The organism is Amycolatopsis taiwanensis DSM 45107 (assembly GCF_000519205.1).
Taxonomy (GTDB): domain Bacteria; phylum Actinomycetota; class Actinomycetes; order Mycobacteriales; family Pseudonocardiaceae; genus Amycolatopsis_E; species Amycolatopsis_E taiwanensis.
Window position 1 is genome coordinate 42,603 of record NZ_JAFB01000040.1, and the last position, 17,267, is coordinate 59,869.

Consider the following 17,267-nt stretch of genomic DNA (forward strand, 5'->3'; position numbering starts at 1 on the left):
AAGCAGGTTAACGAGCCACCGGGAAGCTACCGGCCCAGTGCTTCGTCCAACTCCGCCAGCAACCGGGCCTTCGGCCGCGCGCCGACGAGGGTCCATACCGGCTGGCCGTCGCGGAAGAGGATGAGCGTCGGCAGCGACATCACCTGATAATCGCGCGGGGTGAGCGCGTTCTCGTCCGTGTTGAGCTTCCGGATCGTGAGCGAACCAGCCCGCTCGCGCGCGATCTCGTCCAGGATCGGGGCGATCCGGTGGCAGGGCGGGCACCACTGCGCCCAGAAATCGACCAGGACGGGCAGGTCACCGGCAAGGACTTCCCGCTCGAAGGTCGCGTCCGTGACGGCGAGCACCTCGCCGGAGTGGGTGGTGGGCATCAAGACTCCTCGATGTCGTTGGCTTCGGCTTCGGCTTCGGCCTTGGCTTTGGCTTAGGCTTCGGCTTTGACTTTGACTTTGACTTTGACTTTGGCTTTGGCTTCGGCTTCGGCTTCGGCTTCGGCAATAGCGGGATCGGTCACGACGATGTCGTTGGCTTCGGTGATATCCGGGTCGGTCACGACGCAGGGGCCGGGCTGCGGGGCCAGTGCGCGGGCCAGCTTGGCGACGAGGCTCGCTCGCACCGCGTTGAGCTGGTCGAGGCAGGCATCGACCTCGTCGAGCTTGCGCTGGTAGACCTCGATGGAATCGGCGCAGGAGTCGCCGGTCTCGTGACCGGACCGCAGGCAGTCGACGAACGGCCGGGTGTCCTCCAGGCTGAACCCCACCGCCTGCAGCGTCTGGATCTCGTTGACCAGCCGGAAATCCTCCTCGCCGTACTCCCGGTACCCGTTCGCCGAGCGCCGCGCTTCGAGCAGCCCTTGTGACTCGTAGAACCGCAACGCCCGGGTCGTGGTACCGGCACGCCGGGCGAGTTCACCGATCCGCATGACGTCGACGGTAAACCTTGACCCGAACGTCAAGGCAACGCTCGCCGCTCCCCCCGCGAGTCCCCCACTCCCGACACGCGAGTCCCCCACTCACGACCCGCGAGTCCCACATTCGCGACCCGCGAGTCCCACGTTCACGGCGTGCCAGTCGAACGTTCGCCGCGCGCGAGCGGAACCTTCGTGGTGGCCGAGTTCACTCGCGTGCCGAGCCGCGCACACAAGGGCCTGAAACGGGGACACGGGGCCCTGAACCGAGAACACAAGGGCCTGAAGCGGGGACACGGCGCACAATGGGCGCGTGGAGCAGTTGGTGGAGTCGGTGTCATGGCGCCCCGCGCCGCCGCTGCGCGCCATGGTCGCGTACTACCACGGCTACCGTCAGGCCGGGTATCCGCCGGCGAAGCACCGCGGCCTGCCCTCGCCGTACCTGACGCTGATCATCACCTTCGACGACCCGCTGCTGGTCACCGCGCATCCGGACCCGCGCCAGCACGGCGGCCACTACCGCACGCTGATCGGCGGCCTGCACACCCGGCCCGCGCTGATCACACGCACGGAACGCGAGGCCGGCATCCAACTCGCGCTCAATCCGCTGGGCGTGCCCGCGTTGCTCGGGCTGCCCGCGGGCGAGCTGGCCGGGATCGACCTCGACGCGGCCGAGGTGTTCGGCCCCACAGCGGAGGAGATCCGCGAACGGGTCAGCGCCGCCACGACCTGGCCCCAGCGGTTCGCGGTGCTCGACGAGGTGCTCCTGCGCCTCACCGACCAGGACGGCCTTCCGGACCCGGCGCCGGAGGTCTACCAGGCATGGCGGCGGTTGATCACCACGGCCGGTACGGCCCGGGTGGGCCGGATCGCGCAGGAGGTCGGCTGGAGCGACCGGCACCTGGCCAACCGGTTTCGCAGCGCGGTCGGGCTTTCACCCAAGGAGACAGCCCGCGTGATGCGGTTCGACCGGGCACGCCGCCGCTTGCAGCGGCAGGCCGTCGAGGGCCACGTGGCGCCGCTGGCCGAACTGGCCGCCGCCACCGGCTACTACGACCAGGCCCACCTCGCCCGCGAGTTCCGGGAACTGGCCGGGTGCTCGCCGAGCCGCTGGCTCGCCGAGGAGTTCGGAAAAGTCCAAGCCGGCGCGCCGGCCGAGCCGGAACCATGGCCGGCATGACACAGACGACTCCGGCCCCACAGGTTTGGCCGACCCTGCGCGCCCGGGACGCCCGGGCGCTGATCCGCTTCCTCGTCGACGCGTTCGGTTTCGAGGAAACCGCCGTTTTCGCCGATGGTGACGTCGTTCACCACGCTCAACTGTCCTGGCCGCTGGGCGGCGGGATCATGCTCGGTTCGGTTCGCGAAACCGCCGAGGACCTCTGGCCGGTGCAACCGGGCTCCTTCGGGGCATACGTGGTGGCCGACGACGTCGACGCGTTGTTCGCCCGAGCCAAGGCCGCAGGTGCCGAGGTGGTCAAGGAGCCCTACGACACCGACCACGGGTCGCACGACTTCATCGTGCGTGACCCGGAGGGCAACCGCTGGAGCTTCGGTACCTACCGCGGCGAACCGCGCAAAGGCGCGTAATTCGGTCGCCGAAAAACGTTATTGGCAAGGCGCTAATTGACAGCCGATGACCGGATTCACCCAGAAGGGTTGTCAAAGATTCAAGTTCCGCGGTAAAGCTTGCCGAAAGGCCGCGAAAGTTGGAATAGTGCGGCGCGCGGATTCCTCCTTTCGCACAGGGGACCCCTCCGGCCCCGGGTCAGAAGCCACCGGGCCGGAGGGCATCCGCGAGATCAGCAGTGGTCGAGCATGTCGTTCAGCGCGGCCTTCTCGGCCTCGGTGACGGTCAACTGGTAGTAGTCCTTGACCTGAATCCAGTCGGTCGCGTACACGCACCAGTCCGACTGCAGCGGCGGGCGCCATTCGTCCGGCGCCTTGTCCCCCTTCGACTGGTTGACGCGGTCGGTGACCGCGAGCAGCTGGGGCCGGGTCAGGTCGTTGGCCAGCTCCTTGCGCCGTTCGGTGGTCCACGACGAGGCGCCACTCACCCAGGCGTTCGCCAAGGGCACGATGTGATCAATGTCCACATCGGACGCGCTGGTCCAGGTGGCGCCGTCGTACGGGCTGTGCCAGGTGCCCGAGACGGCCCGGCACTCGGCGTCGGTCCGGACGTCCTGCCCGTCCCGGCTGAGCACCGTCTCGCGCGTGTCACACTTGCCGGAAATCGTTTCCCAGTGCGGAAACTTGTCCCGCGAGTACCCTTCCATCGTCCCGCGCGCCTGCACCACCAGGCGGGACAACTCGGTGCGTGCGGTCGCGCTGTCCGCGGAGGCCGGGGGCGGGCCGGGCGCCTTGTCCAGCGACCCGGTCTGCAAGATCGTGACCACGGCCACGATCAGGGCGGCCAGGACCGGTAACAAAAGCTTTAACTTCACCGCTGTATTTGATCACCAGCGTCATCGCTTGGGCACCGCGATTCGGCCTAGATCTTCGGCGACCACGATCTCGCCGCCGAACGCCCGCGCCGCCTCGTCCTCAAACCGCGTGAGTTCGTCGTAGCGCTGGGAAAAGTGGGTGAGCACGAGCTTGCGCACGCCGGACTCGGCCGCGACCCGGCCCGCCTGCGCGGCGGTCAGGTGCCCGTACTCCGCGGCGAGGGCGGCCTCGCTGGAGAGGAAGGTCGATTCGATCACCAACAGGTCCGCCTTCTCGGCCAGCGCGAAAACGCCGTCGCAGAGCCGCGTGTCCATCACGAACGCGAACCGCTGGCCCTCCCGGCGCACGCTGACCTGCTGCACCGTCACCGTGCGCGCGCCGACCGTCAGCGAGCCTTCCCGCTGCAGCCGGCCGACCTGGGGGCCGGAGATGCCGAAGCGGTCGAGCGCCTCGGGCAGCATCCGCCGCCCGGCCGGCTCGACGAGGCGGTAGCCGAACGACTCCACCGGATGGTCCAGGCGTTTCACCTCCAGCGCACCGAAGGAACCTCGCGCGATCGTGCCCTCCGCCTCGATCGGCTCCTCCACCACGGTGGCGACCTCGTGGAACGCGCTGGCGTGACGCAACCGCTCGAAGAACGCGCGCCCCGACGCCGGATAGTGCGCGTACACCGGGTGGGAAACGCCGTCCAAGGACAGCCGCTGCACAATCCCCGGCACGCCGAGGCAGTGGTCTCCGTGGAAGTGGGTCAGGCACAGCCGCGTGATCGCGCTGGCGGACACCCCGGCGAACTGCAGTTGTCGCTGAGTCCCCTCGCCTGGATCGAACAGCACGCCCTGGTCGTCCCAGCGCAGGAGGTAGCCGTTCTGGTTACGCGCCCGCGTGGGCACCTGGCTCCCCGTACCCAGCACCACCAGTTCTCGAACCGACATGCCGCAAACCTAGAGGGGGTCCAGGGGGCTTGCCCCTGCTCGGGGGTGTCCCGCAGGGCAAGCCGTGGTGTTCTCGAAAAAAATCCGGGGCTCGTGTCGAACGAGACGACACCTGTTCGACGTGATGATGAAACGCACAAGCGCGAGCGAAGGAGCGAGGTCATGCGATTCATGCTGAACATCCGGGCCACCGACGACACCGAGGCCGGCAAGCCGCCGACGAAGGAACTGATCGCCGCGATGGGCCGGTACAACGAAGAGCTGGTCAAGGCGGGCATCCTGCTCTCGGCCGCGGGCCTCCTGCCCAGTGCGAAGGGCGCCCGCCTGAAGTTCTCCGGCAAGGACGTCACGGTCATCGACGGCCCGTTCGCCGAGACCAAGGAGCTCATCGCCGGCTTCTGGATCATCGACGTGAAGTCGAAGGAAGAAGCGATCGAGTGGGGCCGCCGCGTGCCGAACCCGCACGACGAGGATTGGCACCTCGACATCCAGCAGATCGCCGAGTTCGACGACTTCGGCGAGTAGTTCCCACCAGAGCTTCGCGAAGAGGAAAAGCGGCTGCGCCGGCAGGGCTTGAGTTGCGCGCTTCGTCCGCGGGTGGTGTGCTCGGTGGCCGTGACGGCCACCGACGCGCACGGGACGATCGACGCGGTCTGGCGGATCGAGTCCGCGAAGATCATCGCGACGCTGGCGCGGATCACCGATGACGTCGGCCTCGCCGAGGAACTGGCGCAGGACGCCCTGGTCGCGGCGCTCGAACAGTGGCCGGAGACCGGTGTGCCGGCCAACCCCGGCGCCTGGTTGACCGCCATCGCGAAACGCCGCGCCATCGACCACTTCCGCCGCGCGAAGGTCCTCGAACGCAAGCAGCGAGAGCTCGGCTTCGAAGCCGAAGCCCCGCACCGGGACCTCGAACCCGACGACGTGGACGACGATCTGCTGCGGCTGATCTTCACCGCCTGCCATCCGGCGCTGTCCACTCCAGGCCGGGTCGCGCTCACCCTCCGCCTGGTCGGCGGCCTGACCACGGCGGAGATCGCGCGGGCCTTCCTCGTCCCGGAACCCACCGTGGCGCAGCGGATCGTCCGCGCCAAGCGCACGCTGGCGTGGAAACGCGTCCGGTTCGAGGTGCCCAGTGGCGAGGAGCTGAGCCCGCGGCTGGCCTCCGTGCTCGAAGTCATCTACCTGATCTTCAACGAAGGCTATTCGGCGACCGCCGGAGACGACTGGATGCGGCCCGCGCTGTGTGAGGACGCGCTCCGTCTCGGCCGCATCCTCACCGGGCTGGCGCCGAACGAACCGGAGGTGCACGGCCTGGTCGCGCTGATGGAACTCCAGGCGTCGCGCTCGCGGGCACGTGTCGGCCGCTCCGGTGAGCCGATCCTGCTGCTCGACCAGAACCGCGCGCGCTGGGACCAGTTGCTCATTCGCCGCGGTCTCGCGGCCCTGCAGCGGGCCGAGCGGCTAAGCCCACTTCAAGGGACGCGCTCCGCGCGGCAGGGTCGATCCAGGCCCGGCCCGTACACGGTGCAGGCCGCGATCGCCGCCTGTCACGCACGCGCCGCAACGGCCGAGGACACCGACTGGGTACGGATCGCCGCGCTCTACGAGGCGCTGGTTCACCTCAACCCCTCACCGGTCGTGGAACTGAATCGCGCGGTCGCGGTGTCGATGGCGTTCGGGCCGGCCGCCGGGCTCGCACTGGTCGACGCGCTGGCCGACGAACCGTCGTTGGCCGGCTACCACCTGCTGCCCGCGGTGCGCGGCGACCTGCTGGCCAGGCTCGGGCGGTCCGGCCAGGCCGCGGCCGAGTTCCAACGCGCCGCCGAGCTGACCCGCAACGCCCGCGAACGGACCGTGCTGCTCGACCGCGAAAGAAACTGCCGCGCCGAGGGCGACCGTTGAGGGTGGGCCGCTGAGTTCCGCGACGACCGGCTACTTTGGACGGCCTGGGGCGAGCCCCGACGCGAGCAGGTCGAAAACGCGTTCAGCCATCCCGTTGACCGCCTTCGCGACGCGCGAGCGCGGTTGACCGTCGGCAATGCACCGAAGAACTTCCTGGAACAGCAACCGATACGCGGTGGTGAGCTGCGCGGCCACCGCGCGGGCCACGACCGGGTCGTACTTCCGGGAAAGCGCTTCCGAGAGTGCGTTCTCCCGTTCCTCATGCAGTTCGCGCAACCGGGCCAGCAGCGTGGGACTGGTGAGGATCATCCGCGCGAAGCCGGGTTCGGTGAAGCCGATCAGCGCGTCCCGGCGCGCGAGTGCCTCGAAATAGTGGCGCCGCAAGCATTCCAGCACCGGCTCATCGTCGTTGAGCGCCCCGACGAGGCTCGCGACGAATTCATCGCGCACGTCGAAGACGAGATCTTCCTTACGCGGGAAGTGATTGGTGACGGTCATCTTGGCCACCTTCGCCGCCGCCGCGACCTCGGCGATGGTCACCTCTTCGAAGCCGTGCTCGATGAACAGCCGGGTGGCGACGTCGGAGATCGCCTGCCGGGTCTGGCTTTTCCTCAGCTCCCGCAACATCCGGCCAGTATATAGGCTTGACCCAAACTTATGTTTGACATAATTTTGGGTCGAACCCAACAGGAGGTCCCCAGATGCGACTCATGGCCGTGCACGCCCACCCCGACGACGAGTCCAGCAAGGGCGCCGCGACCCTGGCCCGGTACCGGGCCGAAGGAGCGGAGGTGCTGGTCGTGACGTGCACCGGCGGCGAGCGCGGGGATGTGCTCAATCCGCGCCTCGACCGGCCCGAGGTGTGGGCCGGTCTGCCCGCCATCCGGCAGCGGGAAATGGCCGCCGCGTGCGAGATTCTCGGTGTGCGGCAACAGTTTCTCGGCTTCGTCGACTCGGGGATGCGGGAGCCGTTGCCCCCGGACTGCTTCGCCCGGGTGCCACTCGACGAGGCCGTCGACCGGCTCGTCACGGTGATCAACGAGTTCCGCCCGCAGGTCATGGTGACCTACGACGAGACCGGCGGTTACCCGCATCCCGACCACATCCGCACCCACGAGGTCGCCATGAAGGCCTTCGAGGCGGTCGCGGGTACTTCGTACGAGGTGAGCAAGCTCTACTACACCTGCGCCTTCCGGCGAGAGTGGTTCCAGGCGATGCACGACGCCATGGGTCCGAAGTCGCCGATGGGGCCGGTGCTGGCCGAACTACCCGACACCCCGCCGAAGTGGCCGGTCACCACCCGAATCCGGTGCGAGGAGTTCTTCGCGATCCGGGACCGGGCGATGCTCGCGCACGCCACCCAGGTCGACCTGGACAGCGGGTTCATGCTGCACGACCGGGACGTCGAGCGAGCGGTCTGGCCGACCGAGGACTACCACCTCGCCCGCAGCCTGATCCCGGTCGATCTCCCGGAGGACGACTTGTTCGCCGGCCTCCGCTGAGCCGTTCAGGAGTTACGGCGCGGCACCATCCTCGTGGTGGGCAGGGTGGGTGCGGGCAACCGTGCGGGCGTTCCCCGGTAGCCCTCGACCCGGCCGAACTGGCCGGAATCGTCCTCCCATGCCTGGCGGAAAGCGACGATCTCCTCCTGGCTTCGGGCCACGAAGTTCCACCACATCAGGATCTCTTCGCCGAATGGCGGGCCGCCCAGCAGCAGGAGCCGCGACGGTTCATCGCCGGGGTTCTCCAGGTGCAGCTTCGAACTGCCGGCCGGCACATAACCGAGGTCCGACGACTCGAGGCCGGTGCCCGACACGGCGATCGCTCCGGTGTCCAGCAGGACGCCGTGCTCGAAGCCCGAGTCGACATCGAGAGCGAGCCGGGTCCCCGCCGGCACGACGAGTTCGGCCCCGAGCAGCGGAGTGAAGGTTTGCACCGGCGAGGCATGCCCGGCCAGGGTGCCCAGAAACACCCGGGCCGAGGCGCCGTCGAGATCGAGCACGGGTGGCACGTAGTGGTGGAACGCGCGGGCGGTGTGCCGGTGCTCGTCCGGCAGTGCGATCCACAACTGCACGCCATGCAGGGTCGTGGTGCCCGGGGTCGAGACCTCGGAATGGCAGATGCCGTGGCCGCCGGTCATCAGGTTCAGCTCGCCCGGGCGGACCATCGCGTGCGAGCCGAGGCTGTCCCGGTGCTCTATCTCGCCGCTGAAAAGCCAGCTCGCGGTTTGCAGCCCGGTATGCGGGTGCGGGGCGACGTCCATGCCGCCGCTCACCGACACGTCGTCGGGTCCATAGTGGTCGGCGAAGCACCACGCGCCGATCAGAGCACGCTTGCGTTGCGGCAGGGTCCGCCGCACGGTCATCGCACGAGGACCGCCGAGCGGCACCTCACGGGCGGTCAGCACCGACACCTCGGGCCCTGAACCGGCGGAGCGGTGAGTCAGTTCGGTGGGCGCCGGCTCCAGGTTGCTCATCGTCAGCTTTCCGTGGGGTTGTCCAGCAGAGTGGTGGGTGGTTCGGGCTGGGCGACCGGCTTGGCACGGCGATCCCGGAAGAACCAGCCGCCCAGCACACCCGCGATGAACCCGAACAGGTGCGCCTGCCACCCGATCCCCTCGCCCGCCGGGATCAGCAGGGAGAACTGGTAGGCGAAGCACAGCGCCATCACCAGGCCGATCACCAGGTCGATCGGGCGGCGGTCGAACAGGCCGCGCACGATGATGTAGCCGAAATACCCGAACACCACACCGCTGGCGCCCGCGCCGACGGTGTTGTCGGCCGCGGTGAACCAGGCGCCGAGCCCACTGCCGATGACGATCAGCAGGGTCACCCCGAGGAACCGCTTGACGCCCCGGTAGGCGGCGAGAAAACCGAAAATGAACAGGGGCCCGGAGTTGCTCTCGATATGCGACCAGCTGAAATGCAGAAAAGGAGCGGTGATGATCTCCGGCAGGGAACTCACTTCGCGGGCACGAATGCCGTAGTCGAAGCTGAGCTGGTAGTCGTCGACCCAGTTGATGATCTGCACGATCCAGACCACCGCGAGGAAGCCGACCATCACCCACAGGGCCTTCCGAGCCTCGGCGAGCAGTTCTTCCGCCTCAACTCCCCGCGGCAGTCGATTCATGCGGCTCAGCCTAAGGTGCCCAGCCGTCGGCCACCACCGCCGCCTTGCTCAATCGACCGTCGTGTCCTCGGGTGTCGCCCGTGCCACGGCGGCGAGCACATCCAACCCGGTCCGAGGGCAACGGCGGGACTTCTTCGGCCGGTAAGCCGTTGATGCCGTCGTCGATGGCGTAAAGGTCCTGTGCCGCAAGGACTTCCGCGATCTGGTCACGACGCCGTGCCGACATCGCCAGGCCGAGCGGGTTGTGCGGCGCGGATTGCAGGTAGACCGCCCGGGCGGCCGTGGAATTCCTGTTGAACAGCCGCCGCTATGCTTCCCCCGGTGATCCATCTTCGGCGGATTCCGGAGCTGTGGCGCCGGTTCAACGGCGTGGCCTGGTATCCCCTGATCGGTCTGCTGCTCTTCGCCGCGTCGCTCGTGCCGGCATTCGAGAGTCACGGGACGCAGTTCGGTGGCATGCCCGATCGCCCCTTCGACGCACTGGCCATCGTGGCGGTCGCCCTTCAATGCCTTCCGCTCGCCGTGTGCCGCCGGTGGCCGGTCGCCTGTCTCGCTCTGGTGTCGCTCGGCTTCGCCGTCGACCAGCTTCGCGGCTATCACTCGGTTGCCGGCACGGCGCTGGCGATCGCGCTGCTGAACGCGGGATCACGGTCGGAACGGCACCGACGCACCACCGTGCTCGTGTTCTCCGTGGCGTTTGTGGCCTTGACGCTCGTGTTCGTCATGCTCGGTGCGGGCGAGCCGCTGAGTGAGCTCGCGACGTTCTATGTGGCGCTGGCCCTCGTATGGGGTATCGGCGCGTGGCTGCGCTCCACCAGGGCAGCCGAGGCCGAACGTCGCCGTCGCGTCGCGCAAGACACCCGCGCCGCCGAACGCACCCGCATCGCTCGTGAACTCCACGACGTCGTGACCCACCACGTGACGGCGATGGTCGTGCAGTCCGAGGCGGCCCGGTACCTGGCCACGAAACCGGAGCGGCTCGACGAGACGTTGACCGTAGTCACCGATACCGGTCGGCGGGCCCTCACCGAACTACGGCACCTGCTCGACGTGCTCAACCCCGACCACGGCTCCGGAACGCCGGCCGCCGACGGGCTCCGCACGCTCGTCGAGCAGACCCGCCAGGCCGGTCAGCCGGTGGAGTTCACCGAGGAGGGCAAGCCGGCGCCGTCCACCGGAAGCGCCGGTCCCGTGGCCTACCGGGTCGTGCAGGAGGCGCTGACCAACGCCCTCAAGTACGCCCACGGCAGCCGTACCTCGGTGCAGGTGCACCACGGTGAAAGGGAAGTCACCGTGGAGGTCAGCACGGACGGCTCCGGCGACCGGGACGTGTCCCTCGGCGGGAGCGGGCGGGGCCTGGCCGGTCTCCGCGAACGGGTCGACGTCCTGGGCGGCGACTTCAGCGCGGGCCAGACCACGGACGGCGGCTTCTACGTGCGTGCCCGCATACCCGCGGGGAGCTCGTCGTGACCGCGCCGATCCGGGTCCTGGTCTGCGACGACCAGGCCCTGGTCCGCACCGGGTTGGTGACGATCATCGACACGCAACCCGACCTCGAGGTGGCGGGCGAGTGCGGGGACGGTCAGACCGCGGTCGAGGAGGCCGCCCGGCTGAACCCGGACGTCGTGGTGATGGACGTCCGCATGCCGGTGCTCGACGGCATCGCGGCCACCCGCCTGCTGGCCGGTGCCGAAGTGCCGCGACCGGTGAAGGTGCTCGTGGTGACCACGTTCAACCTGGACGAGTACGTCTACCAGGCGCTGCGCGCGGGGGCGAGCGGGTTCCTGCTCAAGGACGCCCCGCCTGCCCAGTTGCTGCACGGGATCCGGACGGTGGCCTCGGGCGCGGCCCTGCTCGCGCCCGAGGTGACCCGCGAACTCGTGGGCAGGTTCGCCACCCGCATCCGGCCCGCCAAACCCGACCCGCACGACAACCCCCTGACCCCGCGCGAACTGGAGGTCCTGCACCTCATCGCGGACGGCCTGTCCAACAGTGAAATCGCCGCGACCCTGGTGCTCAGCCAGGAGACCATCAAGACCTTCGTGTCGCGCATCCTCACCAAACTCGGGCTCCGCGACCGCGTCCAGGCAGTCGTCTACGCCTACCGCCACGGCCTGGTGACCTAAGGGGGTCTAGCCGGGGTGTGGGGGCGGAGCCCCTACAACGCAAGGCCTCGCCCCCAGCCGAGGCGCCGGGTCCCGACAGAACAGCACCGTCACTTGTTGGCGTCCGCGACCTGGAGAGCGACCCGCTCGATCGCCTGGACGGCGATATCGGGCTGCTCAAGGTAGATGTAGTGCTCGCTGTTCGTCGCGGTGCTCAACGTGCTGTGGCTGGACAGCGCAAGCCACTTGCGCTGGCCTTCGGCCCACGACTGCTCCAGGGCCGGCCCGTAGTCGGGAACGGCCGCGAGGTACTGCTTCCCGTGCTGGATCACCTCGACCGGGATGTTCCCGGCGGAGCCGACCGGCCCGTCGGGGGTCACGAGCTTCTCCGGGCTGTCCCCCCGGAATACGGCGAGGGTCTGATCCCGCAGCTCGGCCGCCATTCCGGTGGCGGATTCCGGCACGTCCTTCTTGAGGTCAGCGCTCTGCGTCGGCGAGGTGGCGTCCATCAGGACCAACCCCTTGACCTTGTCCTGGTGCTCGGGCGCGTACCGGCCGGCGATCAGCCCGCCGAGCGAATGCCCGGCCAGGACGACCGGAGCGTTGCCGGCGACCTGGTCGATCACCCCGGTCAGCACCTTCCCGGTGTCTTCGAACGACTGTGGCCCGTCGGGCTGGTCGCTGGCGCCCGCGCCGAGCCGGTCGTAGGAGCAGACCGCGTCCTTCTCGCTCAGGGTCTTCTGCAGGTCCGCCATCTTGTCCAGCGCGTCCCCTCCGCCGTGCAGCAGGATGACGACCGGCTTGCCTTCCGTCCGGCTACCGGAGCAGGAGACATTCACCGACTTGCCGTTGACCTGGATCTTCTTGGTGCCGGCGAACGAGCTGTTGTCGTTCGCCGGGTTCGCGGCGGCGGTGGTGCTACCGCTCGCGGGCGGTTGCGGGCTCTCCTCCGGGGCTTCGTCGCAGCCCGTCAGCACCACACCGAGCGCGGCGCAGCACAGGCCGATCGCAGCGGATACCTTGCCGTTGCGGGTCATGATGTCCTCCTTCGCGGGATCCGCAACCCAAGTGCTGCGGCCGCTGGGAAAACTACGGCTTTCCGGGCCCGGAAATCATCACCATGCAGTGGACACTCGCGCGTAGCTCTCACGGGGGACAGATTCTCGACTCTCGACCTTCCGCTCGGGCGTCCACTTGCGACCGTCGTCCCCGGCCGGTTTCCCGGCCCGCGTCCGGACATCCTCGCCCACCGCAACGTGTCCGGGTCAGGGGCGTGGCATGGCTTCGGCGTCTTGGTGGTCGACCATTTCCACCCGTTCCCGCCGGATCCTTTCCATGCCCCAACGGCCAAGCGGCCCGAGGGCGGCGTTGAGGGATCGGCCCTGTTCGGTGAGGGAGTACTCAACGCGCGGGGGAACCTCGGCGTAGACGTGCCGGTGAACCAGGCCGTCTTCTTCCATTTCGCGTAGATGCTGAGTGAGCATCTTCTCGCTCACTCCGGGAAGGCCACGGCGCAGTTCGGCGAACCGCCGGACATGGTGGGCGTCGAGCTCCCAGAGGATCAGGCCCTTCCATTTGCCGCTGACCACGTCGAGCGCGGCATCGATGCCGCAGATGTAGGGCCCCTGCCTCGGCGCCTTGACCATGCCGCCTCCTCACTTACCAAAAGGTAAGTACCGAAGTAAATAGTCTGTACTTCCCGATTCTACGGACATGGCCGAGGATCAACGTGCAACGGATCTGAAGAAGGGAACCTCTCTCGATGGCGCACTCCGGCGAAACCTCGGTCACGGTGATCGGTCTCGGGCCGATGGGCCAGGCGATGACCCGAACCTGGCTTGGTGCCGGGCATCCGGTCACGGTCTGGAACCGCACGCCGAGCCGCGCCGCCGCCCTCGTCGCGGAGGGCGCCACCCGAGCGGCGACCCCCGCCGACGCCGTGGCGGCCAGTGACCTGGTGATTCTCAGCCTGACCGACTACCAGGCGATGTACGACGTCCTCGACGGCGCGACCCGGTCACTGTCGGGACGCACGATCGTCAACCTGAGCTCCGACACGCCCGACCGCACCCGCGAGGCGGCAACCTGGGCCGCCAAGCACGGGGCGACGTTCCTGACCGGCGGGGTGATGATTCCGGCGCCGATGGTCGGCACGAAGGAGGCGTACGTCTACTACAGCGGACCTGAAGCCGTTCTCGACCGGCACCGCACCACACTGGCTCGAATCGGTGTCCCACGCTATCTCGGCGAGGACCCCGGCCTCGCTCAACTGATGTACCAGGCGAACCTCGACGTGTTCCTGTCCACCCTTTCGGCGCTGCTGCACGCCACCGCGCTGATGGGAACGGCCGGGTTCACCGCCACCAAGGCGCTGCCCGAACTGCTCGACACCATCCGGGGCGTCCCGGCCATGCTCGAAGCCGGTGGGCCGGCCGGGCCCAGGATCGACGCCGGAGAACACCCCGGAACGCTGAGCACGGTGACCATGATGGACGCCACCGCCGATCACATCGTCACCACCAGCGAGGCCGCCGGCATCGACCTTGCCCTGCCGAAGGCCGTCCAGGCGCACTACGCGCGCGCGATCGCCGACGGCCACGGCGCCGACAACTGGACCCGGATCATCGACGGCATCCGGTCCCCACGACCGGAAACCCGGTGACCCGCACCGTCCGGCCCCGAGCTTGACTGCTTCTCCTGGTCACAGTTGACTTTCAGGGGTGCGGACCGTGACTTCCGGGGACATCGACCTGGCCGTGTACGAGCAGGGCCCCGCCGAGGCGCCGGCCGTGGTGCTCGTACACGGTTACCCCGACACCCATGCCGTGTGGGACGAGGTGGCACAGGCGCTGTCCGAGCGGTTCCGCGTGGTGCGCTACGACGTCCGCGGTGCCGGTGCCTCCGACGCCCCGCGCGCCACCGACGCCTACCGCCTGGAGCACCTCAAGAACGACCTGTTCGCGGTCATCGACGCGGTGAGCCCCGGCGAGCCGGTGCACCTCGTGGGGCACGACTGGGGCTCGATCCAGGCGTGGGAAGCGGTGACCGAGCCGCACTCGGGCAAGCGGATCGCGTCCTTCACCTCGATCTCCGGGCCCTGCCTCGACCATTTCGCCTACTGGGCCCGCCGCAACCGTGGGCGGCCACGGATGCTCAAGCAGTTGCTGCATTCCTGGTACATAGCGGCATTCCAGGTGCCGGTGGTGCCCGAGCTGGTCTGGCGCACGGCGGGAACCTGGTGGCCGGTATACCTCCGCGTGTTCGAAGGCGTCCGGCGGGCCGGCCATCCCGCGCCCACCGTCGCACGGGACGCGGCGCGCGGGCTTTCGCTGTACCGGGCCAATTTCCGGGGAATCCTGGGTAGCCCACGCGAACGGCGCACCGACGTGCCCGTCCTCGTCATCACGCTGCTGAAAGACCGTTACCTGACAGCCGCGTCCACCGAAGGGCTCGAGCGCTGGGTTACCCGGCTGTGGCGCCGCCGGCTGTTCGCCGGCCACTGGTCCGCGCTGTTGGGCAACGGCGCTACCGTCGCCCGCATGATCAGCGAGCTGATCGACGACATCCAGGGTGGCCCGTAGCGACCCCCAACGACCCCCTTCAGCCGCTCACACGCCGCCATCCGTGGCTTTCAGGTGCTCGAAGATCTTGTGGCTCAACCGGCCGAGTTCGACGAACTCCTCCTCGTCCAGCGCATCGAGCACGCCCTCGCGGATGGCTTTGAAATAGCCCGGCTCCACGCGCTCAAGGAACTCCACGCCCTCCTCGGTCAGCACCGCATACAGTCCGCGACGATCGGTCGGGTGCTGCTCCCGCCTGACCAGCCCGAGACCGGCCAACCGGGTGATGCGATAGTTCAGGCGGCTACCCGGAGAGAACAGGGTGGCGGCCAACTCGCCCATTCTCATCCGGTGCGCGGGCGCCGCACGAAGCTGGTAAAGGATCTCGTATTCGGGGTGTGAGACACCCGCGTCGCGGTGCAGGTGCCGCTCCAAGGCGCGCTCGACAAGCGTGTGGGCATTGAGGAAACCGACCCACGCGTGGCGCTGTTCGTCAGACAACCAATGCTCTCCCATCACCCGAAAGAGTATCGGTCGATGATATTCGACAGAATCCGGTCTGGGTGAATAGTATTGCCTCCGGAAACCATCCGTGACCATATTGGCATATCGACAACAATCCCGTCCCCGTCCTACCTCCCTCCCTGCCCATGTTTCTCGGTTCAGACCTCACGATTCTGGGTCCAGACCTCAACCTTTCCGGCTCAAGCCCGCATACGCGGTCCAGTCCTCCATCCTCCTCCGTCGTCCCCCGTCGTCCCCGATTCCTCGGACATGTCCCCGCCCCAGGAACCTGTGTCCCCGCCTCAAGCCCGCGTGTCCCCGCTTCAAGCCACCGAGTTCCCGGCCCAAGCCACCGAGTTCCCGGACCAGGAAGGCGAGTTCCCGGTTCGGGAAGGCGAGTTCCCGGCTCACGCCGCCAAGTTCCCGGACCAGGAAGGCGAGTCCCCGGTTCGGGAAGGCGAGTTCCCGGCTCACGCCGCCGAGTTCCCGGCCCAGGCCGCCGAGTTCTCGGTTCCGGCATCCGTGTCCCCGGCTCAGGCATCCGTGTTCCCGATTCCGGCGCGCATGTCCCCGGCCCAGGCACCCGTGTCCCCGATTCCGGCGAGCGAGTTCTCCGTTCCGGTCTGCTTGCCTGTCCCGGCCATTCTCAGGATCACTACCGGAATTTCCGGGAGTTCTGTCCGTCTCTCTGTCCGATCAGGACCGTCCTTTTGTTCCCACACGGCTGTCCAGAACCGGGAACTCACAGGCCAGAACCCCGAACTCGCGCGCCTGGGCCGGGAACTCGCGGGCCTGGAGCGGGGACTCGCGGGCCTGGAGCGGGGACACGCGCGGTGGGGACGGGAGGCCCGCGGGGCCGACTTAGGATGGGGCGCATGAAGCGCATCCACGGCGGCAAGGTCCGGGACCTCTACCAGGACGGGGACGACGTCCTGCTGGTGGCCTCGGACCGGGTCTCGATCTACGACGTCGTTCTGCCCACCCGGATCCCGGACAAGGGCGCACTGCTGACCCAGCTGTCGCTGTGGTGGTTCCAGCACCTCACCGACCTCGTGCCCAACCACGTGATCTCCGGCACGGACGTGCCCGCCGAGTTCGCCGGCCGCGCCATCCGGTGCAAGCCGCTGAGGATGCTGCAGGTCGAGTGCATCGCCCGCGGGTACCTCGCCGGGCTCGGGCTGCGGGAGTACCGCGAGCACGGCACGGTCTCCGGGGTCAGGCTGCCGCCCGGCCTTCAGGAGGGCAGCAAGCTCCCCGAGCCCATCTTCACGCCCACCACGAAGGCCACCGAGGGGCACGACGAGTTCATGACCTTCGACGACCTGGTGAAACAGGAGGGTCGTGAGACCGCCGAGCGGTTGCGTGAACTGACGCTGGAGGTGTACCGCAAGGGTGCCGAGCACGCGGCCGAGCGGGGCCTCATCGTGTCCGACACCAAGTTGGAGTTCGGCTGGGACTCCGCCGGGGTGCTGACGCTGGGCGACGAGGTGCTCACCTCCGACTCTTCCCGGTACTGGCCCGCCGACGAGTGGCAGCCGGGACGGCCGCAGTACTCCTTCGACAAGCAGGTCGTGCGCGACTGGGCGACCGGGACCGGCTGGGACAAGACCCCGCCCGGCCCCGAACTGCCGGCGGAGATCATCGACACGACGCGCCGTCGCTACATCGAGGTCTACGAACGCATCACCGGCCAAACCTGGAGCTGAAGCCACGCCGTGAAAGCCGCCGCGAGCCGGCTGGTGAGCGCATGAGTGGCCCGTTCGTGCCGAATTTCGACAGT

General features: G+C 68.4%; 21 protein-coding genes and 1 pseudogene. 10 read left to right on the top strand and 12 right to left on the bottom strand.

Going from position 1 to position 17,267, the window contains the following annotated elements:
- Positions 1–26 precede the first annotated feature (26 nt).
- Together trxA and A3CU_RS47060 are read right to left on the bottom strand one after the other, a co-directional pair.
- Positions 27–371, bottom strand: a complete 345-nt coding sequence (gene trxA, locus A3CU_RS0128410; RefSeq protein ID WP_027945146.1) for a thioredoxin — start codon at positions 369–371, stop codon at positions 27–29.
- A gap of 176 nt (positions 372–547) precedes the next feature.
- Positions 548–922, bottom strand: a pseudogene (locus A3CU_RS47060) (MerR family transcriptional regulator); the annotation flags it as partial.
- A gap of 298 nt (positions 923–1,220) precedes the next feature.
- Between A3CU_RS47060 and A3CU_RS0128425 the strand changes: the two are divergent.
- Together A3CU_RS0128425 and A3CU_RS0128430 are read left to right on the top strand one after the other, a co-directional pair.
- Positions 1,221–2,087 carry a helix-turn-helix domain-containing protein gene (locus A3CU_RS0128425; protein WP_245617380.1) on the top strand — a complete coding sequence of 289 codons (867 nt, stop codon included), beginning with the start codon at positions 1,221–1,223 and terminating at the stop codon, positions 2,085–2,087.
- The gene (locus tag A3CU_RS0128430; protein WP_027945148.1) at positions 2,084–2,497 is read left to right on the top strand and encodes a VOC family protein; all 414 of its coding nucleotides are present in this window, start codon (positions 2,084–2,086) and stop codon (positions 2,495–2,497) included. Before A3CU_RS0128425 ends, A3CU_RS0128430 begins: the two co-directional genes overlap by 4 nt.
- 212 nt (positions 2,498–2,709) lie before the next feature.
- On the opposite strand, the gene A3CU_RS0128435 is transcribed toward A3CU_RS0128430, so the two are convergent.
- Entirely contained in the window at positions 2,710–3,351 is a 642-nt protein-coding gene (locus tag A3CU_RS0128435; RefSeq protein ID WP_027945149.1) for an HNH endonuclease family protein, read from the bottom strand.
- 21 nt (positions 3,352–3,372) lie between these two features.
- A complete protein-coding gene (locus A3CU_RS0128440) occupies positions 3,373–4,284 on the bottom strand; it encodes a ribonuclease Z (protein WP_027945150.1) in 912 nt (303 codons plus the stop codon).
- A 162-nt stretch (positions 4,285–4,446) separates the two neighbouring features.
- On the opposite strand from A3CU_RS0128440, the gene A3CU_RS47065 reads away from it, so the two are divergent.
- Together A3CU_RS47065 and A3CU_RS0128450 are read left to right on the top strand one after the other, a co-directional pair.
- Complete coding sequence (locus tag A3CU_RS47065; protein ID WP_052372319.1) at positions 4,447–4,809, top strand: YciI family protein; 363 nt, start codon at positions 4,447–4,449, stop codon at positions 4,807–4,809.
- A 90-nt stretch (positions 4,810–4,899) separates the two neighbouring features.
- Positions 4,900–6,189 carry an RNA polymerase sigma factor gene (locus A3CU_RS0128450; RefSeq protein WP_027945174.1) on the top strand — a complete coding sequence of 430 codons (1,290 nt, stop codon included), beginning with the start codon at positions 4,900–4,902 and terminating at the stop codon, positions 6,187–6,189.
- A 30-nt stretch (positions 6,190–6,219) separates the two neighbouring features.
- Here the strand turns inward: A3CU_RS0128450 and A3CU_RS0128455 are convergent, their stop codons facing one another.
- A complete protein-coding gene (locus tag A3CU_RS0128455) occupies positions 6,220–6,816 on the bottom strand; it encodes a TetR/AcrR family transcriptional regulator (protein WP_027945151.1) in 597 nt (198 codons plus the stop codon).
- Positions 6,817–6,890: 74 nt separating this feature from the next.
- Between A3CU_RS0128455 and mca the strand changes: the two genes are divergently transcribed.
- Positions 6,891–7,691, top strand: a complete 801-nt coding sequence (gene mca, locus A3CU_RS0128460; protein ID WP_027945152.1) for a mycothiol conjugate amidase Mca — start codon at positions 6,891–6,893, stop codon at positions 7,689–7,691.
- A gap of 5 nt (positions 7,692–7,696) precedes the next feature.
- On the opposite strand, the gene A3CU_RS0128465 is transcribed toward mca, so the two are convergent.
- Both A3CU_RS0128465 and A3CU_RS0128470 read right to left on the bottom strand, forming a co-directional pair.
- A complete protein-coding gene (locus tag A3CU_RS0128465; protein WP_027945153.1) occupies positions 7,697–8,665 on the bottom strand; it encodes a pirin family protein in 969 nt (322 codons plus the stop codon).
- Between the two features lie 2 nt (positions 8,666–8,667).
- A complete protein-coding gene (locus A3CU_RS0128470) occupies positions 8,668–9,318 on the bottom strand; it encodes a rhomboid family intramembrane serine protease (protein ID WP_027945154.1) in 651 nt (216 codons plus the stop codon).
- Positions 9,319–9,639: 321 nt separating this feature from the next.
- Between A3CU_RS0128470 and A3CU_RS0128475 the strand changes: the two genes are divergently transcribed.
- Positions 9,640–10,788 (top strand): sensor histidine kinase, encoded by a 1,149-nt coding sequence (locus A3CU_RS0128475; RefSeq protein WP_027945155.1) that lies wholly within the window; start codon positions 9,640–9,642, stop codon positions 10,786–10,788.
- Positions 10,785–11,444 (top strand): response regulator, encoded by a 660-nt coding sequence (locus tag A3CU_RS0128480; protein ID WP_027945156.1) that lies wholly within the window; start codon positions 10,785–10,787, stop codon positions 11,442–11,444. The genes A3CU_RS0128475 and A3CU_RS0128480 overlap by 4 nt, the downstream gene beginning before the upstream one ends.
- 89 nt (positions 11,445–11,533) lie before the next feature.
- On the opposite strand, the gene A3CU_RS0128485 is transcribed toward A3CU_RS0128480, so the two are convergent.
- Both A3CU_RS0128485 and A3CU_RS0128490 read right to left on the bottom strand, forming a co-directional pair.
- Positions 11,534–12,460: an alpha/beta fold hydrolase gene (locus A3CU_RS0128485; protein WP_027945157.1), complete on the bottom strand. Its 927-nt coding sequence runs from the start codon at positions 12,458–12,460 to the stop codon at positions 11,534–11,536.
- A gap of 228 nt (positions 12,461–12,688) precedes the next feature.
- Positions 12,689–13,069 (bottom strand): winged helix-turn-helix transcriptional regulator, encoded by a 381-nt coding sequence (locus tag A3CU_RS0128490; RefSeq protein ID WP_027945158.1) that lies wholly within the window; start codon positions 13,067–13,069, stop codon positions 12,689–12,691.
- 116 nt (positions 13,070–13,185) lie between these two features.
- On the opposite strand from A3CU_RS0128490, the gene A3CU_RS0128495 reads away from it, so the two are divergent.
- Together A3CU_RS0128495 and A3CU_RS47070 are read left to right on the top strand one after the other, a co-directional pair.
- Positions 13,186–14,085: an NAD(P)-dependent oxidoreductase gene (locus A3CU_RS0128495; protein ID WP_027945159.1), complete on the top strand. Its 900-nt coding sequence runs from the start codon at positions 13,186–13,188 to the stop codon at positions 14,083–14,085.
- Between the two features lie 67 nt (positions 14,086–14,152).
- Positions 14,153–15,004: an alpha/beta fold hydrolase gene (locus A3CU_RS47070; protein ID WP_211246535.1), complete on the top strand. Its 852-nt coding sequence runs from the start codon at positions 14,153–14,155 to the stop codon at positions 15,002–15,004.
- A 27-nt stretch (positions 15,005–15,031) separates the two neighbouring features.
- Here the strand turns inward: A3CU_RS47070 and A3CU_RS0128505 are convergent, their stop codons facing one another.
- The 3 genes from A3CU_RS0128505 to A3CU_RS55225 all read right to left on the bottom strand — a co-directional run bounded on the left by A3CU_RS0128505 (position 15,032) and on the right by A3CU_RS55225 (position 16,143).
- Positions 15,032–15,484: a MarR family winged helix-turn-helix transcriptional regulator gene (locus tag A3CU_RS0128505; RefSeq protein WP_245617381.1), complete on the bottom strand. Its 453-nt coding sequence runs from the start codon at positions 15,482–15,484 to the stop codon at positions 15,032–15,034.
- A gap of 189 nt (positions 15,485–15,673) precedes the next feature.
- Positions 15,674–15,961: a hypothetical protein gene (locus A3CU_RS52800; protein WP_156960597.1), complete on the bottom strand. Its 288-nt coding sequence runs from the start codon at positions 15,959–15,961 to the stop codon at positions 15,674–15,676.
- A gap of 59 nt (positions 15,962–16,020) precedes the next feature.
- The gene (locus A3CU_RS55225) at positions 16,021–16,143 is read right to left on the bottom strand and encodes a hypothetical protein (RefSeq protein ID WP_281174155.1); all 123 of its coding nucleotides are present in this window, start codon (positions 16,141–16,143) and stop codon (positions 16,021–16,023) included.
- A 219-nt stretch (positions 16,144–16,362) separates the two neighbouring features.
- Here A3CU_RS55225 and A3CU_RS0128515 point away from each other — a divergent pair, with 219 nt between their 5' ends.
- Entirely contained in the window at positions 16,363–17,193 is an 831-nt protein-coding gene (locus tag A3CU_RS0128515; protein ID WP_027945162.1) for a phosphoribosylaminoimidazolesuccinocarboxamide synthase, read from the top strand.
- Positions 17,194–17,267 lie beyond the last annotated feature (74 nt).